22 protein-coding genes are annotated in these 19,686 nt (G+C 63.0%); 3 read left to right on the top strand and 19 right to left on the bottom strand.

The window, feature by feature from the left end; translation table 11 throughout:
- Window positions 1-77 precede the first annotated feature (77 nt).
- The gene (locus ACTIGF_RS00215; protein ID WP_439634955.1) at window positions 78-5,204 is read right to left on the bottom strand and encodes a tape measure protein; all 5,127 of its coding nucleotides are present in this window, start codon (window positions 5,202-5,204) and stop codon (window positions 78-80) included.
- A 91-nt stretch (window positions 5,205-5,295) separates the two neighbouring features.
- Here ACTIGF_RS00215 and ACTIGF_RS00220 point away from each other — a divergent pair, with 91 nt between their 5' ends.
- Complete coding sequence (locus ACTIGF_RS00220) at window positions 5,296-5,520, top strand: hypothetical protein (RefSeq protein WP_439634956.1); 225 nt, start codon at window positions 5,296-5,298, stop codon at window positions 5,518-5,520.
- Here ACTIGF_RS00220 and ACTIGF_RS00225 read toward each other — a convergent pair.
- From ACTIGF_RS00225 to ACTIGF_RS00275, 11 genes are all read right to left on the bottom strand, one after another.
- Entirely contained in the window at window positions 5,517-5,771 is a 255-nt protein-coding gene (locus ACTIGF_RS00225; protein WP_439636628.1) for a phage tail assembly chaperone, read from the bottom strand. The two genes, ACTIGF_RS00220 and ACTIGF_RS00225, sit on opposite strands and share 4 nt — an antisense overlap.
- Window positions 5,729-6,268 carry a hypothetical protein gene (locus tag ACTIGF_RS00230; protein WP_439636662.1) on the bottom strand — a complete coding sequence of 180 codons (540 nt, stop codon included), beginning with the start codon at window positions 6,266-6,268 and terminating at the stop codon, window positions 5,729-5,731. Before ACTIGF_RS00230 ends, ACTIGF_RS00225 begins: the two co-directional genes overlap by 43 nt.
- Window positions 6,269-6,378: 110 nt before the next feature.
- Entirely contained in the window at window positions 6,379-7,323 is a 945-nt protein-coding gene (locus tag ACTIGF_RS00235) for a phage tail tube protein (protein WP_439634957.1), read from the bottom strand.
- A 77-nt stretch (window positions 7,324-7,400) separates the two neighbouring features.
- Window positions 7,401-7,826, bottom strand: a complete 426-nt coding sequence (locus ACTIGF_RS00240) for a phage tail terminator-like protein (RefSeq protein WP_439634958.1) — start codon at window positions 7,824-7,826, stop codon at window positions 7,401-7,403.
- A 12-nt stretch (window positions 7,827-7,838) separates the two neighbouring features.
- On the bottom strand, window positions 7,839-8,249 hold the full coding sequence (locus tag ACTIGF_RS00245; protein ID WP_439634959.1) for an HK97 gp10 family phage protein: 411 nt from the start codon (window positions 8,247-8,249) through the stop codon (window positions 7,839-7,841).
- Window positions 8,249-8,689 carry a hypothetical protein gene (locus ACTIGF_RS00250; RefSeq protein WP_439634960.1) on the bottom strand — a complete coding sequence of 147 codons (441 nt, stop codon included), beginning with the start codon at window positions 8,687-8,689 and terminating at the stop codon, window positions 8,249-8,251. The genes ACTIGF_RS00245 and ACTIGF_RS00250 overlap by 1 nt, the downstream gene beginning before the upstream one ends.
- Window positions 8,673-9,152 carry a hypothetical protein gene (locus tag ACTIGF_RS00255; RefSeq protein ID WP_439634961.1) on the bottom strand — a complete coding sequence of 160 codons (480 nt, stop codon included), beginning with the start codon at window positions 9,150-9,152 and terminating at the stop codon, window positions 8,673-8,675. Before ACTIGF_RS00255 ends, ACTIGF_RS00250 begins: the two co-directional genes overlap by 17 nt.
- Before the next feature lie 98 nt (window positions 9,153-9,250).
- A complete protein-coding gene (locus ACTIGF_RS00260) occupies window positions 9,251-9,709 on the bottom strand; it encodes a hypothetical protein (RefSeq protein ID WP_439634962.1) in 459 nt (152 codons plus the stop codon).
- A gap of 2 nt (window positions 9,710-9,711) precedes the next feature.
- The gene (locus ACTIGF_RS00265) at window positions 9,712-10,650 is read right to left on the bottom strand and encodes a DUF2184 domain-containing protein (protein ID WP_439634963.1); all 939 of its coding nucleotides are present in this window, start codon (window positions 10,648-10,650) and stop codon (window positions 9,712-9,714) included.
- A 12-nt stretch (window positions 10,651-10,662) separates the two neighbouring features.
- A complete protein-coding gene (locus ACTIGF_RS00270) occupies window positions 10,663-11,118 on the bottom strand; it encodes a structural cement protein Gp24 (RefSeq protein WP_439634964.1) in 456 nt (151 codons plus the stop codon).
- Window positions 11,119-11,127: 9 nt separating this feature from the next.
- On the bottom strand, window positions 11,128-12,804 hold the full coding sequence (locus tag ACTIGF_RS00275) for a DUF2213 domain-containing protein (RefSeq protein ID WP_439634965.1): 1,677 nt from the start codon (window positions 12,802-12,804) through the stop codon (window positions 11,128-11,130).
- A 97-nt stretch (window positions 12,805-12,901) separates the two neighbouring features.
- Between ACTIGF_RS00275 and ACTIGF_RS00280 the strand changes: the two genes are divergently transcribed.
- Both ACTIGF_RS00280 and ACTIGF_RS00285 read left to right on the top strand, forming a co-directional pair.
- Window positions 12,902-13,183 carry a type II toxin-antitoxin system RelE/ParE family toxin gene (locus tag ACTIGF_RS00280; protein WP_439634966.1) on the top strand — a complete coding sequence of 94 codons (282 nt, stop codon included), beginning with the start codon at window positions 12,902-12,904 and terminating at the stop codon, window positions 13,181-13,183.
- 63 nt (window positions 13,184-13,246) lie between these two features.
- Window positions 13,247-13,552, top strand: coding sequence for a HigA family addiction module antitoxin (locus ACTIGF_RS00285; RefSeq protein ID WP_439634967.1), 306 nt, complete (start codon window positions 13,247-13,249; stop codon window positions 13,550-13,552).
- On the opposite strand, the gene ACTIGF_RS00290 is transcribed toward ACTIGF_RS00285, so the two are convergent.
- The 7 genes from ACTIGF_RS00290 to ACTIGF_RS00320 are packed head-to-tail and all read right to left on the bottom strand — an operon-like array spanning window position 13,549 to window position 19,525.
- Complete coding sequence (locus ACTIGF_RS00290) at window positions 13,549-13,788, bottom strand: hypothetical protein (RefSeq protein ID WP_439634968.1); 240 nt, start codon at window positions 13,786-13,788, stop codon at window positions 13,549-13,551. The genes ACTIGF_RS00285 and ACTIGF_RS00290 overlap by 4 nt on opposite strands.
- Window positions 13,789-13,797: 9 nt before the next feature.
- A complete protein-coding gene (locus tag ACTIGF_RS00295; protein ID WP_439634969.1) occupies window positions 13,798-14,808 on the bottom strand; it encodes a minor capsid protein in 1,011 nt (336 codons plus the stop codon).
- Between the two features lies 1 nt (window position 14,809).
- Entirely contained in the window at window positions 14,810-16,348 is a 1,539-nt protein-coding gene (locus tag ACTIGF_RS00300; protein WP_439634970.1) for a DUF1073 domain-containing protein, read from the bottom strand.
- Window positions 16,349-17,836, bottom strand: a complete 1,488-nt coding sequence (gene terL, locus ACTIGF_RS00305) for a phage terminase large subunit (RefSeq protein ID WP_439636629.1) — start codon at window positions 17,834-17,836, stop codon at window positions 16,349-16,351.
- On the bottom strand, window positions 17,790-18,275 hold the full coding sequence (locus ACTIGF_RS00310) for a helix-turn-helix domain-containing protein (protein WP_439634971.1): 486 nt from the start codon (window positions 18,273-18,275) through the stop codon (window positions 17,790-17,792). Before ACTIGF_RS00310 ends, terL begins: the two co-directional genes overlap by 47 nt.
- A 9-nt stretch (window positions 18,276-18,284) precedes the next feature.
- Complete coding sequence (locus tag ACTIGF_RS00315) at window positions 18,285-18,971, bottom strand: protein Mom (RefSeq protein ID WP_439634972.1); 687 nt, start codon at window positions 18,969-18,971, stop codon at window positions 18,285-18,287.
- Complete coding sequence (locus ACTIGF_RS00320) at window positions 18,956-19,525, bottom strand: ParB N-terminal domain-containing protein (protein WP_439634973.1); 570 nt, start codon at window positions 19,523-19,525, stop codon at window positions 18,956-18,958. Before ACTIGF_RS00320 ends, ACTIGF_RS00315 begins: the two co-directional genes overlap by 16 nt.
- Window positions 19,526-19,686: the final 161 nt, after the last annotated feature.

Below are 19,686 nucleotides of genomic sequence, written 5' to 3' on the forward strand. Positions count from 1 at the left end.
TCCGGTTGCGAAGCCGTATGTCACCCCATCGTGCGCTTCCAGCTCGATGAGATATTGGGGCTCAGTATGAAAGCGGGTCATGCGCTGATCCTCGATAGGTTCGATTGCAGGAATTGAGGCTGGGTGACGCCAAGCTCTGCGAGCTGATCAAGCTGCGCAGCACTGAGCCGGTTCCCCGTCTCGGTGCTGCTCACCAAATCCTCACGCAGACGCCGGACCTCTTCGACGAGTTCGCGATCGTTTCCACCTGTCCCTGGCCCCGTGGTTATGACCGGTGTCGTAGATGGAAGCGGCCTGACCAGATCCGCGATCCGGGCATCCAGGCCGCGTATTATGTCGCCCACCTGATCGTCAAAGCTGGAGATGACCTCCTCTGCCTCACGACCGACGCGGGTGACCCCTTCAGAGATCGCAGCGTCGATACGATCAGCGGCATTGCCGAGCGCGCCAACGATCTCCCCGACCTCGTCATCAAATCCACTTCGGAAGTCGTCCATGCTGCCGAGAATGGCTTCAAAGCGGCTGGACAACCCTTCACCCTCAAGCAGCTGCTCGAGCGCGTCAGTGGCGGCCTCAGCGAGCCTTTCGGCCTCTTCAAGAGCCGCCCGCCGTTCCTCTTCGAGGTTGAGCTGTTCAAGCGCCGCCTCGAAGGCGTTGCGTGCGAACTCGCCGGCGTCAGCGAACCCACCACTGGCGAGCACGTCCAGGGCCGCCGAATTGGACGACAGGAACTCCTGAAGTGTCTGTCCCTGAGCGGCAGCGGCGCGGGCCGCATCCTCCAATGATGACCGGACGTTCTCGAACCCGTCATCATTGACACCGAGAAGGTCTCGCAGCTCGTCCAGCTGACGCTCAACCGCTGACGCGGTGCGCGCCTCATAAGCTCCGAGGGATTGGCCCCGCGTTTCAGCGGAAGCCTGGACGCCCTCAAGGTCAGAGCGGATCTGGTCGAATAGATCAGACCCGGCCACTCCCGACCGGTTCACCTGTGCGTTCAGCTCCAGGAGCCGTTGTGCCTCCGACGCCAGGCGCGCCGCCGCTTCGGCGTCACCGCCGCGCGCCGCCGCCAATGTGTCGTCATATGAGGCCTGAGCCTCATCGAACTGCTCCATCACTGACAGGGGCGAGACCGACGAGAACGACAAGCCGCTGAGCATGCGATCCAGCTCGGCCGCGGCGCTCTTGAAAAGACGCGCCTCGGTGTTGAGCTGGGCGATGCGCTGGCGGTCGGCGTCCTCCTGAAGAGACGCGATATCGCGGAGCCGGGATGCCTCCGCGCTGTAAACCGCATCAATCAGGTTGGCGTTGGCCTCCAGGAGTTCGGCCTGAAGGCGTTCGGCTTCACGATCTGCGGCGATCTGGTCCCGCAGACTTCCGAGGATGGCGACCGCCGCTTGTTGGTCGGCCGTCGCCTCCTGGACTTCCGCCATCCATGCGCGAACAGCATCCGCTGCAGGCGCCAGCTCTTCAGGGAGCTGGTCCAGTGCAGCGGCCAGATCATCGAAGTCTTCAGGCGTGGCGGCTTCGACAGCCTTTTGCAGCTGCACGAGGCCGCGCCTGTAGACCATCAGTGGCTCAACATCGAGGCTATCGGATAGCTCAAGCCCCTCGGTGAACTGGCTGATGATCTCGTTGATCTGCGTCTCGATCGGGCTCGCGGTCAAGGCGCGGATCTGGTCTTCAATTCCGCCTGTGAAGCTGTCGCGAAGCGCCTGCAATTCAGCAGCGCGCCCCTCTTCGACCTGATCGAGCGTGATGCCGAACTCGGTCGCTACTTCCGCCAGTTCGTCGAACTTGGCGTTGAGCGCTTCAATCGCCGCCTCGGCACTGTTCAGGCTCTCGGTCTCCCGCAAGCCCAGCAGGCCCTCGACAAAGCTCTGGATGGCCGCGTCTGAACGCTCAGACGACAGGCCCAGCTCTTCCGCCCGGTCCCGGAACTCGCGCAGCGGGCCCAGGGTGGAGTCGATCTGGGCTTTGACATTCGCCCGGATGCTATCCCCGAACGCTTCCGTCGATCCTTCAAGGCTCAACAGCGTGGCCTCGAAGTCCTTCATGAAGTTCAGGTCGGCAACCGAGGCGTCAATATCGAAGTCGTTCTGTTCGAAAACGCCCATCGCCCGGTCGAACGGATTGGAGCCGAAGGCCTCAAAGCCGAGCGCCCCGTTCTCGACGGCTTGCGAAATGGCGAAGGCCACTGCGCGTTTCGCCGCCTCTTCAGGGTCATCAATGCCGGTGAATGTGGCGCCGCCTGCGAAGCCGCCGCCAGATCCCGCGAAGAACCCGTCACCCAAGGCGCCAGAGCGCCCGGACGCTACCCCGAAGGTAGTGCCGCCGCCGCTGAAGTCAGATGCCACGCCCAACGCGCCGAGGGCCGCATTGATCGCTTCAATCACCGCTTTCTCGGCGCCACTCAGAGATCCGCCGTCAAGGCTTTCTCCACCCGTTCTGACCGCACGACCATTGCGGATCGCGATGTCAGAGCGGGCGTAGGGATAGTCCTTGTCGGCAAACACACCACTAAGCGCCTGGCCGAGAACAGAACCGATCACAGCCCCCAGAGGACCGCCAGCGGCGCCGAGGAAGCTGAGAGAGCCGCCCAGTGCTTGACCAGCAACAGCCCCGCCCAGGTTGAGCCCGCCATCAAGAAGCGCATTCCCCGAACCCTGGAGGCCCAGAGCGCCGCCGAGTACGGAGCCGATCAGGGCGTAGGGGGAGGCTTGGCCAATAGCTCCACCGATGCCGGCGAAAGACTGCTCACCAAAGCCGAGAAAGCCGCCAAGCCCTTTGCCGAGGACTGTTCCGGTTTCACCGAGGCCGCCACCCAGCCCGAGGAAGCCTTGCCAGGCGTTCCCCACACCGGAGAAGCCACCTGCAAGACCGCCAGGACCGAACCCGGAGCCGCCGAGCTGAGCGACACTGCCAAGCCCGCCACCGCCCATGAAGCCGCTGACTATCGGCTGGATGACAGGTGAGAGAACCAGACGCGCCGCCCATTGGATGAGCATGCGTTCGATCTTCGGGAGCACGTCGTCAAACCCGTTGATCATTCCCTCACCGATCAGACCCGCGATTTGATCGGAGGTCTTCTCCACTTCCCTGGCCAGCTGCTGAAGATCACGCCGCGCCTCCTCCGCTGCGCGCTCACGTTCCTGCTTGGTCTCGCGGAGAATGGCGCTCTCGCGCTCCCGTTCCTCGTTGACAGCTTCGAGCTTGTCCTCAAGGAGGTCGAGGTCTTCCAACTCCTGCAGACGAGCGAGACCCGCTGCTGAGTTCAGATCCAGACCCTCGCGCCGCACCTGATTTTCACGCGCGATCGCGGCGGCAACTGCGTCGTAAGCGGCCACGGAATCATAGGCCGCATCCAGAAGGCGCTCAGTGTCAGCAATCTCCTGAAGGGTCACCTCACTGCGCTCACGGCTGCGCTCGGCAAGCCGCTCTGCTTCAGCCTGACGGCGTTCCGCCTGGCGGGCTTCTTCCAGAGCACGCGCCCGGTCACGGATCGCTTCGGCTTCAGCCTCCGTCAGATCCCGGCCGAGTTCACGCTCAGCTCGTAGAACCGCCAACGCCTCGGCTGAAAGGCCCGTCGCCTCAATCTCCTCATTGAGCGCGTCGACTAGGTCTTGAACAGCTGAAGTGGCGTTAAGGAGGTCATCTGCTTCCTCACCACCGAAACGTGCGGTGTATGCTTCCGCATTCCGGGCAGCTCTAGCGTATTCTTCAGTTGCGATAGCGGCTTGTGATGCAGCGAATGAAACGCTTTCCGCTGTCGCCTCCCAATCGACCAGCTCCTGAGCCATGAAGAAGGTCGCGCCACCAGATGCACGCACCTGGAGTTGGCGGAATGCGTCCTCAACATCGTTCGCCCCCGTGATGACGCCTCCGGCAAAGCCCATGAAGGCGTCTCCCGCAGCCTGAAGTGGACCATCCCACTCAAACACAGGACGACGCCCCGCTTCTTCTCCGATCCTTTCAAGGCGCTCAAGCGGGGTCTCATTGAGCCTGTCATTGAACTCAGAAATCGCTTCAGCCCAGATTTGAAAGTTCTCTCCAATGGTGGAGGTCGCATCCGTCATCTGGTTGACGATTGAAATGCTCTCGGAGATCGCAGACCGCAGGCTGGTGAAGCCACGACCGATTGTCACAGGAAGCCGTTCGGCCTCTTCGCGCAGACGCGGCAGCTCAGCGAGCAGTGCGTTCGCCACCACATCAGAGGTCAGCTCGCCGGCAGCCGCCATTTCGCGCAGCTCGCCCGTAGCCACTCCCAGCTGTCGAGCAAGAGCCTGCGTCAGGCGCGCGCCTTGTTCAGAGACGGCATTGTATTCCTCACCACGCAGGACGCCAGAGGCGAGGCCCTGGCTAAGCTGGATGGTCGCGTTCTCGGCTTCTTGCGCGCTCGCCCCGGAAACGAGGAAGGCAGTCGCCACAGCTTCGGTGACGTCGAGCATTTTCTCGTTTGAGAGATTCAGCGCTTCTTGAGCCGGTGCCAGCCTCGCATAGGTCTCGCCCAGAGCCGTGACCACGGCCCCAAGCTCCACGGAGCGGTCAAACAGCTCCGACATGACCATGACCGTTTCCATGGCCGAGGAGGTGTAGAGGTCAATGCGACCGCGAAGGCGCTCTATATTGTCGGCAGTCTGCAGGACTTCCCGCCCACCGAGCGCGACAATGAAGCCTGTGGCCGCTGCAGCCGCATAGCGCATGCCCGTCGCCAGCAGCTGGCTCTGGCGTTGGGTGCGTTGCTGTTCGTCATTGAAGGCGTCGGCCGCACGTTCAGCCTCGTACATCTCCAGCGTCAGGCGCTCAACTTCTCGGCGCTGCTCAGCCGTCGCGCGCTCGGAAAGCCCCATCTGGGCGTCGATCACACGCCAGCGGCGCTCATAGCGCGCGACAGCATCCCCACCCTGATTAAGAGCGGCGACGAGTTCGCGCTGCCTGAGCGTGTTCTGTCCGAGTTGAGCGACGAAAGCGCGGTCAGCGGATTCCGCGCGCGCTTTTGCCTCAGCCTCACTTCGAGCGGCGCGCTCAGCTTCCAGCGCAGCCCGCGCCTGTTCACGCTGCTTCTCGGCCGCACGCTTGGCGGACTCGCCCAAATCGTCGGTGGCCTTCTGGGTCTGCTTGCTCTGCTCACCCATCTGGCGGAGGCTCGTCGTCGTCTCAACGGCGTTGGACGTGAATTGGATGCCAGCTTTGACCAGCTCAGTCATGACATGGGCCTCCGGACATTTGGTTGAGGAATCCGCGTTGCACGCGAGGCGGGACGCGATAGGCTCGCGTCTGTCTGAAAAGGAGAATCAGATGGAAAAGGCCCTGCGGATCGCTGCGATATTCACGTTCATTCTGAGCGTGTTCATGGTCTTCATCGGCCTGACCGGAGGAACTGATATTCAGCTCGGCTTCGGTTTTCTCATGGCTATCGGAGGCTTCATGCTTCTGGCTATGCGAGGCGTGCTCATGCGTATGGACAAGCTCACATCAAAACCCAGCATTCGCCCCGGCCCCTGGGACCGAGGCGACAGCTAGGCGAAGATCTCTGCGAGATACGCGCGATCACAGACCAGCACGGCACGCAGGAAGTGACGGGGCGGTTGACGCCCCATCGTCCGGCCATACTCGCTCGCATCCGCCCATGAGAGCGGCGCCGCGCCCCTGGCCCCGGAGTGCCGCCCCAGCGACATATCCCGCCAGAGGCTGATGACCTTGTGCAGGTCTGGCGCGCCTTCAGGCTGCCTCAGGATGCGCTTTGCGTTTTCGTCACCGTAGCGCGCTGCGATCTTGAGCTCTTCTTCTCCCGTGAGGCCGTTTTCTGGGTGCTTTCGGTCGAGGCGTCCGCGCCAGCTCCCGTAGTCCCTGGCTGCCTCTGCAAGGCGGACCATGCCAGCTCGTTGCTGCGCCGCCAGACCAGCAAAAAACCCCGCAGCATCTTCCCCGCTTTGGAGGCGAGGAACCGCTCGGCATTGGCCTGGCTGAACGGCAGCGTCTCACCATTCCAAGTCCAATTCTCCGACCAGCCAGCAATCGTGGCGGCAAGACGTTGGGTTTCATAGAACTTGCGGTCCCCGATGGTGAGTTTGCCCTCGTCCTGCTTGATGCGCTGTTGGGCGTCGATCTCATCACAGCGGGCGGCCACGCTCGGCGCATCGGGAGGGAGCATGTTCCAGATGATGTGCTTGCCGTCGATCTTGCTGACCAACAGCTTCCCATCGGGACCTGAGAGCGATACCGGGATGGGCGTGTCCTCATAGAGGCGTTCGAATGCGTTGAAATCCATGGGTCTTGTCCTCAGGGTCTGGTGTGGGTCGAAAACGCCAGCGCGCGCCCCCAGACCCTGAAGGGACGCGCGCTGACTGACCGGCTCAGGCGAACCCGTCCGGTGTGAGATTAGGAGGCTGCGGTTTTCGTGATCGAGAGCGTGGAGCCGCCAGCGGCGTTGAACGCCTGCCAGTCGATGGTCACGCGCGTTGAACCGGCGCTTTCATCCGGCCGGACATTGGTGGCCTTGGCCGTGGCGACCGTGAAGGCGTAGGAGTTGCCGCCAGATCCAGCGTCCGCCACCTTGTAGGCGACCTTAAAGGCTCCACCGTCTCGCAAACGCTGCAGCCAGGTCTTGTCGGTCAGGTAAGCGACGAGCTGTCCTGTGACGGCGCGGTTGCCGTTGGCGGCGATGAAGGCCGGGCCTTTGTTGTTAAGGGCACGGAGAGCTTCGAGCTGCGGCGTCACCGTCAGAGACCCAGACACAACGAGATGTTCGGTGTCATCAATATCAATGGAGGATTCTGCGCCCACCATTGGCTCAGTCGTCGGCGCCGCCGTGTAGGCGCTCGCAGCCACCGAAGCCTCCGCCACATCCCAGGTCTTGCCGATGCCAGTGAACTGGACGGTTGCAGCGCTCTGACCGCCGCTGTCGAAATTGAAGGTCATTCCCTGAACGGCAGCGCCGCGAATGATCTGGTAGAAGGGCGTGGTTGCGTCCGCATAGAAGCCTTCCAGCGTATCGCTGAGGAAGACGTTGCCCTCGGTCAGCGTATTGGCTGCAAACTCGTTGAGAAGCGCCTGCTCCATCAAGGAGTCCGAGTTCTCAAAGATCAGAGGTGAGTTGATCTGGAACGCAGGGCCCAGATAGGTGTTGCGGATTGCAGTGACGACGCGATTGGCGTTGGTCTCATCGGAGATGAAGTTCTCAACATTCGGCGCCATCTGCAGCGAAGTCTTCCGAACTGCCGAGAGCGTGGGCGTGGCCGGCGTGGTGCCGAAAGTGGCCTCACGGATGCGGCCAAGTTGGAGCGCCGCACCGGACGCAGGAGTGGATTGAGCGGTCGCGGCCATGTGGGCCTCCTCTTCGTTGCGACACAAGAAAAAGCCCGGCATCTAGCCGGGCTGGGTGGGCGGGTCTGAAGTTGGGATCAGGCTGGCCGGTGAGTGAGCCAGCGAACAGAAACGGGAAGGCTGTTGCGCCCATCCTCGGTCAGGAGAACGCCCCTTGATGTGGAGGTGAGGCTTACAGTGAAGCTGACCTCTCCGGCGACTGCTGGCAGCTTCTGTCGGCGCTTGAACAAGCGCTCCAGGCGATCCGCCATCAAACGCACGGGTCCAGGCCCGGCCTTGTCAGGGTACAGCGCCATGATGACGTACGAGCCCGTCTGCCGAATCCCGGCCTCTTCGCCAGTCTCCTGCTCGGCTTCGTTGATGTCGGCCGGCAGGAAGGTGGTGCGCAGATAGGCTCGTTCTGGGTCAGGCTCGAAGCTCTCGCCCTGGAATGCGATCGGCAGATTGAGACCGGCGCCGCGCAGGTGATCGAGAAGCGCCATTTCCACGGCTGTGAGGCTCATCTTCGCTCTCCTCTAGGGGTAAGCCGCGCGCGCCGCTTGGGCGGCCTTGTCGACGATCTCGGGCAAATCGTTGACCGTGCGCTCGATCATGTGTGAGCCCTGCTTGGAGTGGCCCTGCTCAAGGCGCCGGATGTAGGGCATCGTATTCGTCAGGTAGACGGTTCTCCCTGCCGTCTGCCCGGCCGGAAGGATTGAAACGGCGGCTGCAATCGTCTTCGCGCCTGTGGGGTCAACATCGTCTGTCGAGCCACGGCTGAGCGTGTCCACGGTGATTTGCCAATCGCCGCGCGCGCGTCCTTCATCAACGGGCGTGCGGATCACCACCCGGCTCGTGGCTTCTAGAACCGTGCCGCGCATGGTCGCGTCCATCCTCTGAGCGCTCATGTCACAGAGCGCGGCGATCTCGTCTCCATAACCCGCCATCACGCCCTCTGAATTGCTGCGTTGTAGAAGATGGCGTGGCCATCAGGACCGATGGGCGTGCAGCCGATCAGACGCCAGCGCTCGCCGTCATAGTCCACGCCATCACCGGGGCGCGGCTGCACCTCCAGGCCAAAGGCTGCGATCTTGAGTGCGCGCAGGTGCGTCTCGATCAGGGTCTGCCCTTTGAGCCGGACATCGAAGGCCTCGACGGTCCCTTTGGATGCGGGGCTGATAATCACAGCGATGTCGTAGGGGGTGGGCGCATCGTTCTCACCCGCACCGGTCTGATCGGAATAGTCAGCCAGAAGCGGATGCTCACCCGCCCCCTCATTGGCGGTTTCATCCACCGCCAATGGATAGCGCCAGAGCTTCAGCATTGCGCCCTTGGCTTCAAACTGCTCGCGGACACTGCGCGCCTGGTCCTCATACTTGCCCGGCATAATCGCCTCCGGATGCGAAGACGAGCACGCCCACGGGGCCTTGCCCCTGTCGCGTCGCCCCGAGCTGGATCATGATGCGATCCACCAGCGGATAGACTCGTCCCTCGCGGATGCTCGACGGTTCGAAATACTCCGTCACATCCTTGACCGCGCCCTCGACGCTCTGATCACGCTTGCGCACCCTCTGGCTCTGATCCATCGGCTCGAGCGGGCCTTTGAGCGCCTGCTGCGCGAGCAGGGTGGAAACGAGCTTCAGCGGCTCCGTGACCGTGTCGAGCGCAGTGGGAAAACTGTAGGTGCCGTCGATATACGTCGCAGCCTCGATCAGGGCTGCGGTGGCGGGGATTTCCTCCACACCCTCGGCGGCGTTGCGCTCAGTAAGCGCCGTCATGAATTCGGTGAGGGTCTGATAGCTGTTGCCCGCCTCCATGAGGCCGGGTTTCGTCTTCACGGTCAGGGGCATGGTCAAATCCTTCTCAGAACCCAGAAAAGAGCGGGGCCGCCCCAGCAACTGGAGACGGCCCCGCTCTTTGTTTCAGGCTGTCGTCTAACGCGTGGCCGCTACTCGCCGCCGCCACCCTCGCCCTTGCCTGCGGCGGCCTCCGCCTGAAGCTGGGCGACTGCGGCTTCGACGAAGTCCTTCCGCTTGGCCACGGTGAGAGCATTCCAGGCCGCGACGTCTGCCTCAGCCTTGTCGGCTGCGAGCTTCAACACGGTCTCGGCCGGCACGGTATTGTCGCCGATCTCGTAGCTCTCCGGCGCCTTCGACCAGGATGCGAACTCCTGATCGCCGCCGCCCTCGCCTTTGCCTGCATCGGCGTCGGCGTCCTTGGCAGTGTCAGCCTCCGCCTCACCTTCGACGGTGATCTCGCCGGAGGCTTTGAGCGCTGTGTGGACGGGATGCTTCAGCGAAAAGCTCTTGGCTTCCACGTCACCGCCCGGCGCGATGGTGATGGACTGGCCTTCTTCATCGTGAAGGATCAGCGGGCTGCGCGAGTTGTTGGTGATGGTCACAGCCATGATCAGATCCCATCCATGTAACGCGCCGCACCCGGGCGACGGATTTCAAGCCCGCCCAGGCGAAGGATGCCAGGCACCATGTACGCCATGGGGCCATGCTGCCAAACCGGCAGGAACTTGTGCGGCATCGGCATGTGCAGCTTCAGCACGCTCGGATTCCGGCGATAGGCGACCATGCGCCGGGTGCTGCCGGTGCCCGCCGTCTCGAGACCGCGAACGCCACGAATGGTCAACGGCTGACCGGTCTGCAGCGTGTAGACGTTCTTCTCGCGGATATAGTCGAGAATCGTCATCGACGTGTCGGGGATGCGGCGAGTTGAGATGTCCACCAGCGTCTGAAGATCGAGCAGGGTCGTGTCCGCCATCTCGACAGTCAGAGACCCAATCCAGATCCCGGCAAGGATCGAGTTCACGTCCTTGATGATCTCATCCGGGGTTTTGGTCGGCCAGGTGGCAGTGCCGCTGGCGCCGTTAGGGGCTGACACCTTCGTGATGTCAGAGTGGTTGATAAGACCCTGCATCCCGGTTTCGGTGTGCCCGCGAAGAGAGATGTCATCCACGAACTCTTCGGTGCCGCGGCGCGCTGCGTCCGCCTTCTCCGAGCTGAGGTTGACGCCCGCCATCTGCGCTTGAGCCAGCTCTTCAGTGCCGTACTCGTAGCCGAGGCCAGCCATGTAGATCTGCTCTTCATGCTTGTCGCGGAGCATGTTCGCGAGCGGCATAGAGTTCGAGCCGCCGTTGATGAACGCCGCCGAACCGACCTTGTCCAGGCTGAAGAAGGTCACGGACTTGACCCATTCAGGACCGGTCGTGTCCACGGGGATGAGGCCCGGATACTGAATGTCCGGGTACTGGATCTCATAGACTTCGGACTCAATGCGCGAAGCCTGCGAGATCACGAAAGACAGCGCAGCTTGGCTGTCATTGAAAAAGCGATGCATGTCCGCGGTCTCCTATTGCAGGCGCAGGCGGACCAGATTTCCGCTCTGGGCGGACTGGTCGAAGATTGCGCGGGGAATGGCGATGTTAGAAGTCGCCACGTTGGTGATGACGCCGGTCGCCGGTACGAAGTAGACTGGCTCGCCCACGGACACGTTGACACCTGCAGTCACCCAGACGGTGCCCTTGGTCATAACGCGCGCGCTGTCATAGCGACGGTAGGCGTCTTCAGCCTCAGGCGGCTGAGCCTGATCGCGCAGCGTGATGCCGCGGTAGACCGGCGTGCCGCTGGCTTCGGACGCGGGAACGACGCCGTTGTCACCAGCGCCCTGGCAGGCGACCTGGCCGAAACCGATGCCGCCTGTATTTTCGACGGTGCGCGCGATGATGTCGTGATCATCCGAAGTCGCGATGGCGCCGAGGACAGCTGTCCCCTGGCGCTCGGTATAGGTGGATTGAACCACAGCCATTGTGGGCTCCTATTGAGAGGGTTGCGGGGATTTCCAGCCATCGGAAAGGCGCTGCCGGTGCTTGTCGTACGCGGAACCGTCGCCTGACCGCGCGGGGGTGTTGTCCACCACACGCTGGATGGGGTCGGAGCGCTGGCCGCTGGACACCATCGTGTCGAACGCGGCGGTGATGTACTCGTCCGACTTGGCCTTGGCCGTCTCGTCGGTGAGCACACCCGCTCCGATCAGCGCATCCTTGCGGATGTCGCCGTTGGACTTGCCTTCGGGCTTGTACCCGTCCGCGAGGAAGGGCTTGGCCTCGTCGAGAAGGGCGGTGCGCTCGGCCACCGCCGCGTCCAGAGCCTCGACGGTCGCAACCGCTTCCAGCTCCTTGATCTTGGCGTCTTTCGCCTCGATCTCCTTGGCGTGTCCGGCTTTGAGCGCGTCGATTTCACCGTCCTTGGTCTCAATCGACTTCTGAGCGTCCGACAGCTGGTTCTGCAGCTTGCCAACGGCCTGGGCCGCCTGATCGCTCACGGGGATGGAGATGCCGTCGACCACGACACTCCGGTTATTGTCGGCCATGTCCTGGCCTCCTTCTTCTTGGTTTGCAGGAGCGGGCGATGGCTGGGCCTCAGACCGCGTCGGGGTTCGCCCGTCCCCGATGCGGCATGCGGAGCCGGCACGGCCCCTGTCCACGAGCGCCAGATGGTTCCCGCGGATGTTTCGTTGGATTGCGTCGTATGCGCTGCCGTCCGGCGCCGTGCCTGGCGTCCAGTCGAGGTCGCAGACATAGCCTGCAGAGAGTTCGCGTTTGCCGCCCTCGAACGCGCTGATGCCTGCCGCATCCATGACGATCATGGGCACGCGCACGAAATCACCGTCGCGCGCCACCTCGCCGCCGATCTGACCGATCGCGAACGTCTTCCAGTTGTCGGCGGTGACTTGCTGAGGCGGGTGGTCGTTCGTCACAGGCCGATGCGCAAACGAGCCCATCGCGGCCTGATCGAAGACCTCTTCCGGAGGGCGGTAGACGCGCACGGTCTCGCGCGAACTGTCCCCCATCTCGAAGCCTGCATATTCGTAGATGCCCGTGCGCGCCATGCGCACGTCCGCGACCAGATATCCGTCACGGGTCCGTCGCGCCTCACCCACGCTGACAGCGTCGTAGAGCGCGGTGGGGCGCTGCGGGCTGAAGGCGTGCAAGTGGTCGGTGGTGACATGATCGGTCTGGGCTTTGCTGGCCCAATCTTCATCCACCTCGGAATAGACCTCAGGACCGAGGATGATGTCGCCCTGATAGGGCTCAACCCGCCCGAGATCCACACTGGTCCCGCGATAGGTGATGGTCACGTGCGGTTGGAATCCCGGCCAGTCCCAGCTCGCGCCTTTGGCCAGGAACTCCTCATGCCGATACTTCAGCCGGTCGCTCGCGATCTTGAGGACGATGGCGCCGTTGTCGCCCAACGGCTCAACCAGACGCGGCCCGCCTTTGATCTCGATGTCCTCGTCCGCGCCCCAGGTCGGGATGCTGAACCAGTCTACGGGCTTGCGAGAGAACGCGATGGTGACGTGCAGGTCCTCGGCCTTGAGGGTGTCGTCAAACCCCTGCGAGCGCGCCCAGGCGGTCAGCTCGGCGGCATTCTTCACGGGCCTATGGACGTAGAGCGTCCTCGGCTCCGCATCTGCGGTCCGTTGGCGTGACATATTCATCTCCTGAAAAATGTAGCGCACTCCGCTACAAAAACCTTGCAACATGTAGCGCTGTTCGCTACATTCCCATTGTCAGGAAAACGAGGGCACGATGATCCGCAGCTTCGCAGATAAGAAAACCGAAAGCGTCTTCCTTGGTGAAAATCCCAAGGGATTTCCCACGCAGCTGTATGCTCGTACTCGCGCACTCCTGACACGTATCGAAGCCGCTAATGATGTGCAGGACCTTCGCTTCCCGCCTTCTCACCGGTTGCACCAGCTTGAAGGGAGCCTAGCTGGCTACTGGTCGGTTTCGGTCAATATGCAGTACCGGATCGTTTTTCGTTTTGAAGGCAATGATGCCTACGAGGTTCGGTTCTGCGACTACCACTGAGTCAGCCGCTTGAGGGGAGCCTGAACACTCCCGGCGCTCAGTGTCCAAGGAAAGGGAGAAACCATGCCGCACAACTTCAAGGAGGCTACTGAATCGGTTGGCGCTCATCTGGCCGATTTTATGGGGGAATTTGACATTAAAGCGCCAACTCTTGCTAAGAAGATTGGCGTTCAAAGACACCGGGTTACTCGTTTACTCGACGGCGCGCGCTGTGATGCAGACATGGCGCTTCGTCTGGCTCAGCTCTTCGGCACGACGCCGGAGTACTGGCTCAACCTTCAAAAACTGCATGATCTTTCTACTGCTCAGGTCGAGGCTGGAAATTCCATCAAAGCCGAGATCGAGCCCCTGGAGGCGCCCGCTGCCTAGAGCATCGTGACCTTGCCGCGCGCCATGCAATGCGCGCAGATCCTGACCCGCTTCCCGCCCGTCATGCGGAGCCGGTCATCGAGCGCCGGAGACTGCAGCCCATCGAGCCAGGTGTTGGTTGCAGTCCCGGTGTCTCTCTCACACACCCGGCAAAGCGCCAGGACCGGCCCCTGATCTTCAGGCGCGGCTTCTGAGCTGACCACGCGCAAGCGTGAGGGTTCAGGCTGTTTGACCATGCCCGCACCCTACCCCGCCTCGGTGAGCCCCGCTAGATCGAACGCCCCGGACTCTCGGCGCGCCAGTTCGGCCAGCGTCCATGCCCGACCTTCCCGGTTCACGAACCGCTCAATCGGCAGCAGACCCGCCTTCCAGAGCCGGTAGCGACCGGCCCCCAGCACTTCGAGCTGGATCTCTGCGCCTGCCCCTTCGAACCACTGCTTGAAGGTCACGCGCGGCGCCGGATCCTGCCCCTTGAGAACGGGAACAGTCGTGGACCGGCAGTTCAGGTGCTGCGGCGGGCGCGGTCCCTTGTCGATCGGGAACACCCGCCCGTCGAGGCTGGCGCAGGTGAGCGTCGTCCGGCTGTCGAGGGTCGCCACATACATGACGCCGCCGATGATGTCAGAATTCGCCCTGTAGATCTCGCGCCGGGCCGCGTCGGCTGTGTGGTTGACCGCCGTGCGCACGAGCGTCCTCGCCCCGCGCCGGTTGATCTCCATGATGCCGTCCCGATACCGCTGGGCGCGGGTTCCGCGAAGGCGGCGAACGATCTGGGCGTTCGTCTCACCCTCGATCACACCCATGCGGATGGCGTCTCTCACGCGCCGGGCCGCTGAGGCGTCCAGGTCATCAAGCCATTCGCGCAGGAGCCGCCCCTGGAATGGCCGGGCGTTGACAGCCGCGATCACGGTCGGAAACGGCGGGCGCGCGGTCATGAAACCGAGCTGGCCGTTGAGCAGACGCGACTGGAAACCGGCCTCATACCCCGCCAGCGCTTCCACCTCCTGCATTAGCGTCGTGGAGAGCGTGCGATAGCCTTCCCGCTGAAGCGTGCGCACCTCTTCAAGGATCGCCTGTAGCCGGTTCGCGCCCGCATTCTCTGGGTCCAGTCTGAACAAGCGCTCGATCAGGTCTGCCTCAACACCGGCCAGGAGCGCGATCATCTTGCGGATGGTCGCCTCCGACAGACGCAGCAAACCGACCTGATGTTTTACGCCCGCGCCGTGCAGGGCCTCATTCGGGCTGGGTGCGGCCATGTCATACTCCCGTTCCCTCGCCCGATCCGGCGTCTTCCAGCTCGGCCTGATACTTCTCGAAGGTCAGTCCCGGCCTCAAAAGACCGGCTGACTTCATCACCTCGAACGTATCTTCGAGAGTTGCGGCGCCTGATTGCCAGATCCGGACCATCTTCTCAGCGTCGGCCGAGTTCAGCGGGCGCCTGATCGCCTGGGCATCCGATTCCGAAATCTCAGCCAGTTTGTCACCCAGGCCGGGCAGAAGCCCGCTCTCGATGAGGGCGTTCCTGTAGCCCTCGGCCAACGCTTCAAGCGGCACGAGGCCCGTCTGCGCGGCCTTGTCTACCGTGTCAGCCAGGCTCTTAGCGTTCTCGTGTTTCTCTTTCAGCGTCGGCTGCCAGAGCGGGCGCCAGTCATACCAGACCGGCTCGTCACGCGAGAGGGCGGCCGGGCCGAGCGCTGATGCGATCACGCACTGATCCAGGACTTCCATGGCCGGGGTCAGCTCGGACTCCTGCAGGACCGCCACGGCGTCGTAATAGTTCCGCAGATCGCTCTCGCCGGTGGCGTTCATGCCCTGCGGGCTCCGACCAAGGAACCGGGTCGCCGGCATGTCAGCCGCAGCGGCCACATTCTCAAGCGCAAGCCGGATCGTTTCCGGCACCTGCGAGAGGTTGATGGTGCGAGATTCCCACTCCTCGCTCTTGTCGATCAGCATCAAGCCGGTCGTGGACTTGGCCAGGGCCGCGAGGTTCGCACGCCTGAGCATGCCTTCTCGCCCTGCTTCAGTCTCTGCGGCTGTGCGCACATCCGTCTTGAGGATGTCCACCTTCAGCTCATACAGCAGCGTGCCCGCGATGGCCGCCGCGCGGTCAGCATCGAGGACAGCATCCCATGCCGCCTGCAGGACGCTGTCACCAAAGCCCGTGCCCTCGTGGTCCATCTCAGGGGGGATTTCATCGCCCGAGAAGACGACCACACGGCTAGCGTGGATGATCGCCCCGCCCTTGAGGAAGCCGAGAATGCCCTGATTGCGCGGCGTATAGCGCCAGAGCCGGGGCTTGCCGAAGTTCGGGCTCTCAACGTCCGTCTCCTCGGTCTCCCGCGCCAGCTGGTAGCGGGTCGCCACGTGCAGATACCGGAGCCCGCCTTTCTTGAGCTTCGCCGGATCCAGCGGCTCTCGCAGATCCCGGTCTTCGGTCCCGATGATCAGAGCCGCGCCGCCGTAGAGGCGGGCCCATTGTTTGGCCAGTTTGACCTTTTCTAGAAGCTGCAGGCGGGTTTCCACAGCTTCGAGCGCGCTGATCTCCTCAGGGTTCGCCTGCCAGGCGCGGCCCTCGCGGACCATGTCTTCAGGCGGGGTGTTGATCAGCTTCTTCGCCACCCATGAGCCGGTATAGGCATTCACCAGCTCGTGAGGGCTGATGATCCGCCGCCCGTAGCTGTCAAACTGGCGCTTGTCCGCCCCGGCCATGAGCTGGGAGGTCAGGTTGGTGAGCGTGTCGGCCACAAACTGCCGCGCCACCGCGATGGGTGAACCACCGCCTTGAGTTTCGGCCATCTAGACCACCTCCCACATCTGCTTGCCGTTCCCGCACAGGTCCACGATGGCGTCCACGGTCACATCGACCTGGTCGTCATGGGTGACGGAGGGGAAGCGGGTGAGCTCCTGACGGCATTCCTTCCACCAGGGGGCTTTCATATTGAAGCGAACGAGCCCGGCATTCAGGCTCGGTAGCGCATCTTGAGCGCGCATGTATTTGTCCGTCTGGCGGGGCACGGCTACGACCGGGATAGCCTCGCGCTGAAGCTCCTGGATCAGCTGGGTTCCCGACACCTTGTCCTCAACCTTGATCGCCGTCAGCGGGCCGGAAGCGATGGTGGTTGCGGCCTTGTGCTTGCGCCAGAACGTGAGCGCCGTGGCCTTGAGGTCCGCCGCCTTCACCTTGCTGCGTATCTGGTCGATCTGATAGGCGATGCCGTCCACGCCCAGGCCCCAGCAAGCGAAGACCGTGTAGTCGGACTTCTCTTTGTCCTTCTGCGCGGTGTCGGCGTAGATAACGCGCCGGACCATGTTCGGCAGCTCGTCCCAACCGACCAGATGTTCCTCACGGAAGATGGCCCCGCCCGGCGCGATCGGTCGCTGGGCGTACTGCGCCGAGTAGACGAACTCGTCATGCTTAAGTAGCTCGATGTGCTTTTCCGTGTGCTTGGCCGGCCAGAGCGGACCCGGCTTCAGGCCATGGTCAATCGGGCGCCCGTGTGTGAACTCGTCGGGATAGGCTTCATCCGCCTTGATCTCGACGGGAAGCATCAGGTGCTCCCACTCATCCCCGCCTTCACCGGACAGCAGATAGCCGCTCATATCGTCAGGGTGCAGCCGTTGCATGATGATGATGACGGGCACGTCCTCATGCGCCAGGCGGCTCTTGAAGGTGGTGTGCCAGCGCTTGTTGATCTTCGGGCGCTCGGTGTCGGAATCCGCGTCATCGGGTTTGAGCGGATCGTCGATGATCAGGAAGCCCGTAAAGCCCGGCTCCATCGTGCCGGCCCGGAAGCCGGTGATGGTGCCGCCTGCAGGTGCGGCGAGCAGCCCCCCTCCCTCAATCGTCTTCCAGCGGCCCTTGCCCTCGGTATCCTTGCGAAGCTGGCGCGGCCACAGCGCCTGGAATTCAGGCGTCTTCATGAGGTCGCGGGCGTTTCCGGAGGTTTCCTTGACCAGGGCTTCAGAAAACGAAGAATAGATGCAGCGCGCTCGCGGGTTCAGTGCGAAGGCGCGAGCGAGCAACATCACCCCAGCCAGCACCGACTTGGTGTAGCCGGGCGGCACGTTGATGATCAGCCGCTTGCACTCTCCTGAGAAGACTCGGTCGAGCGCCTTGCACATGACCTCATGGTGAGGGCCGACACGCAGGCCAGCCCCTTCCAGGTGCGGAAACATCTCCTTGCTGAATTCGAGGTGAGAGGCCTCACAGCGCGCCCGGATCTCGGCCGCATTCTCCTCAATCCGTCTCTGCTCCGCCGCCTTCGCCCGGCGATCCCTCTCCATCCTCAGACGGTGAAGGATCTCCTGCGGGTTTTGGGACAGCTCGGCTAAGGAGTCGCTCAAGGACGGCGAGCTCTTCATCGTTCGCCTCCCTGAGCATGGCGTCAATCTGTTCAACATCGAGGCTGTGTGCATGCCTCTGCGGCCCGCCATCCGGGCCCGTGGCCTCCTGCCGGGTCACATAGCCGCGGCCACGGCCCTTGGTGGTCAGCACCAAACGGATCGCCCACGCCCTCTCCTTCCTGACGGCTTTGCTGAGCCCATACTCGGCTGCGTCTACGAGCGTCTCTTCTGCCGTTGTGCAGATCGCCTTCAGCTCAGGGGTGGCGTTCACGCGCTTGCTCACGGCCTGGCGCGTCACCTTGAGGCTCTGCGCCGCAGCGGCCATGTTGCCGCCCGTCTTCTCGAGGGCCTTAGCGATGGTCTGATCAGATAACGCCATGATCACCTTCTAGGTTGGAGCGTGAGGGTCGGTGTCGCACCGCCGCTGTTCCGGCTGGTCGCCGGCCATCGCCTGCTTCTCACGCTTGGGATAGGGCAAACGCATGGGCTCGATCTGGGAGCGCATCTCAGCGTCCAGCGGCATCAGGTATTTGTGCCGAACCATGCTCCTGTCTGCATAGGCGTGTGGATCGAGGTTCGCCCTCAACCACTCGATCTTCTGGGAGCCTCTGCCGTACTTCGCCGCCAATGAGCGGGCATGCACCGGGCGCCCCTTCACCCAGAACACATAGGTGTCCATCGCCCCGGTGTAGATCCAGTTGCCTGCCTGGTAGATGCCGCCGTGGTGATTGTGCTCACTGGCCGCATAGCTGACGACAAGCCGGAGGCCGGGGTTGGCGCGCTTGAGAAAACGAAGAGCAATGCTGATCACCCGGCTCACAGGCGCGTCGTGTTGGTCCAGGGCCACCCTCACCAGCTCACAGCATTGGGTCTGATCGAGCTTGTATGGCATGCCGATCTTGCGATTGGCTCCGCGCCCGAAGATGACCACGCCAATGAAGCGGCCATGCTCCCAGACCCCGATTTTCACGAGCTTCCCCGCGGGCATGCACTGGCTGTAATGCCAGCGCTTGCAGGCGTGCTCGGCGGCCTGATGGCTCGCCCAATCCAGCTTCAGCGTCATGACTGCGTCCATTCATGGCCGCAGGCAGGGCATTTGACGTTTGGATTGAGCTGGTCGAGCGCACCTTGCTCTGTCTCCGCACCGGGTTCGAACGTGGCTTCCACCACGCCCAGGTCAATTAGCTCTGCAGCATCGAAAAGCGTTTCCACGAAATCGAACTCGACCTCAGCCAACAGCTCGAACTCGAATTCCAAAAGCCTGAGATCCCAGCTCGCCTCCTCACCTGCCCGATTGTCCGCCAGGCGATAGGCCCGCGCCTCGGTCACATCCATGCCGGACGGGTGTACGGGCGCGTTCGCCGGATCGGGCCAGTTGGGGATGCTCTCCCCGCGCTGAAGAATCAGTTCGGCGGCTCGCTTGCGCGTGTGACCGGCGACGATCTCACCGGCCGCACACACCACAATCGGCTGACGCCAACCGTATTTCTTCAGCGAGGTTGCGACCTTTTCCACAGCGCCTTCACTGATCTTCCGAGGGTTGCCCGCATAGGGCTTGATGCGGTCGAGAGGCCATGCCTCGACCTTCATGGAGGGCCGGGAGGCGCCTCGCACAGTTGTCTTTCCCATGACTCATGCTCTGAATTGCCCCGCCGCGTGCATGCGGTGGCGGGATGGCCTGCGGCGCAGGCCGGTCTCAGGTCATGGGAGCTGATACCTCCCGGCTCGGAGCGTTGGCGCGCTCCGGCCCCCGCCTCTTTCAAGGCAGGAGCAAGCCCGCCCCATAAGGG

The organism is Oceanicaulis sp. (assembly GCF_051859625.1).
Lineage (GTDB): Bacteria > Pseudomonadota > Alphaproteobacteria > Caulobacterales > Maricaulaceae > Oceanicaulis.

Bases quoted from the DNA above. Each gene is read 5' to 3' on its own strand.
- ACTIGF_RS00275 (WP_439634965.1), bottom strand. From the start codon at position 12,804: ATGTCACGCCAACGGACCGCAGATGCGGAGCCGAGGACGCTCTACGTC.
- ACTIGF_RS00265 (WP_439634963.1), bottom strand. From the start codon at position 10,650: ATGCATCGCTTTTTCAATGACAGCCAAGCTGCGCTGTCTTTCGTGATC.
- ACTIGF_RS00290 (WP_439634968.1), bottom strand. From the start codon at position 13,788: ATGGTCAAACAGCCTGAACCCTCACGCTTGCGCGTGGTCAGCTCAGAA.
- ACTIGF_RS00270 (WP_439634964.1), bottom strand. From the start codon at position 11,118: ATGGCTGTGGTTCAATCCACCTATACCGAGCGCCAGGGGACAGCTGTC.
- ACTIGF_RS00240 (WP_439634958.1), bottom strand. From the start codon at position 7,826: ATGAGCCTCACAGCCGTGGAAATGGCGCTTCTCGATCACCTGCGCGGC.
- ACTIGF_RS00260 (WP_439634962.1), bottom strand. From the start codon at position 9,709: ATGGCTGTGACCATCACCAACAACTCGCGCAGCCCGCTGATCCTTCAC.
- ACTIGF_RS00215 (WP_439634955.1), bottom strand. From the start codon at position 5,204: ATGACTGAGCTGGTCAAAGCTGGCATCCAATTCACGTCCAACGCCGTT.
- ACTIGF_RS00255 (WP_439634961.1), bottom strand. From the start codon at position 9,152: ATGCCCCTGACCGTGAAGACGAAACCCGGCCTCATGGAGGCGGGCAAC.
- ACTIGF_RS00230 (WP_439636662.1), bottom strand. From the start codon at position 6,268: ATGGATTTCAACGCATTCGAACGCCTCTATGAGGACACGCCCATCCCG.
- ACTIGF_RS00285 (WP_439634967.1), top strand. From the start codon at position 13,247: ATGCCGCACAACTTCAAGGAGGCTACTGAATCGGTTGGCGCTCATCTG.
- ACTIGF_RS00300 (WP_439634970.1), bottom strand. From the start codon at position 16,348: ATGGCCGAAACTCAAGGCGGTGGTTCACCCATCGCGGTGGCGCGGCAG.
- ACTIGF_RS00315 (WP_439634972.1), bottom strand. From the start codon at position 18,971: ATGGACGCAGTCATGACGCTGAAGCTGGATTGGGCGAGCCATCAGGCC.
- ACTIGF_RS00310 (WP_439634971.1), bottom strand. From the start codon at position 18,275: ATGGCGTTATCTGATCAGACCATCGCTAAGGCCCTCGAGAAGACGGGC.
- ACTIGF_RS00220 (WP_439634956.1), top strand. From the start codon at position 5,296: ATGGAAAAGGCCCTGCGGATCGCTGCGATATTCACGTTCATTCTGAGC.
- ACTIGF_RS00280 (WP_439634966.1), top strand. From the start codon at position 12,902: ATGATCCGCAGCTTCGCAGATAAGAAAACCGAAAGCGTCTTCCTTGGT.
- ACTIGF_RS00320 (WP_439634973.1), bottom strand. From the start codon at position 19,525: ATGGGAAAGACAACTGTGCGAGGCGCCTCCCGGCCCTCCATGAAGGTC.
- ACTIGF_RS00235 (WP_439634957.1), bottom strand. From the start codon at position 7,323: ATGGCCGCGACCGCTCAATCCACTCCTGCGTCCGGTGCGGCGCTCCAA.
- ACTIGF_RS00295 (WP_439634969.1), bottom strand. From the start codon at position 14,808: ATGGCCGCACCCAGCCCGAATGAGGCCCTGCACGGCGCGGGCGTAAAA.
- ACTIGF_RS00245 (WP_439634959.1), bottom strand. From the start codon at position 8,249: ATGGCGGGTTATGGAGACGAGATCGCCGCGCTCTGTGACATGAGCGCT.
- ACTIGF_RS00250 (WP_439634960.1), bottom strand. From the start codon at position 8,689: ATGCCGGGCAAGTATGAGGACCAGGCGCGCAGTGTCCGCGAGCAGTTT.
- terL (WP_439636629.1), bottom strand. From the start codon at position 17,836: ATGGAGAGGGATCGCCGGGCGAAGGCGGCGGAGCAGAGACGGATTGAG.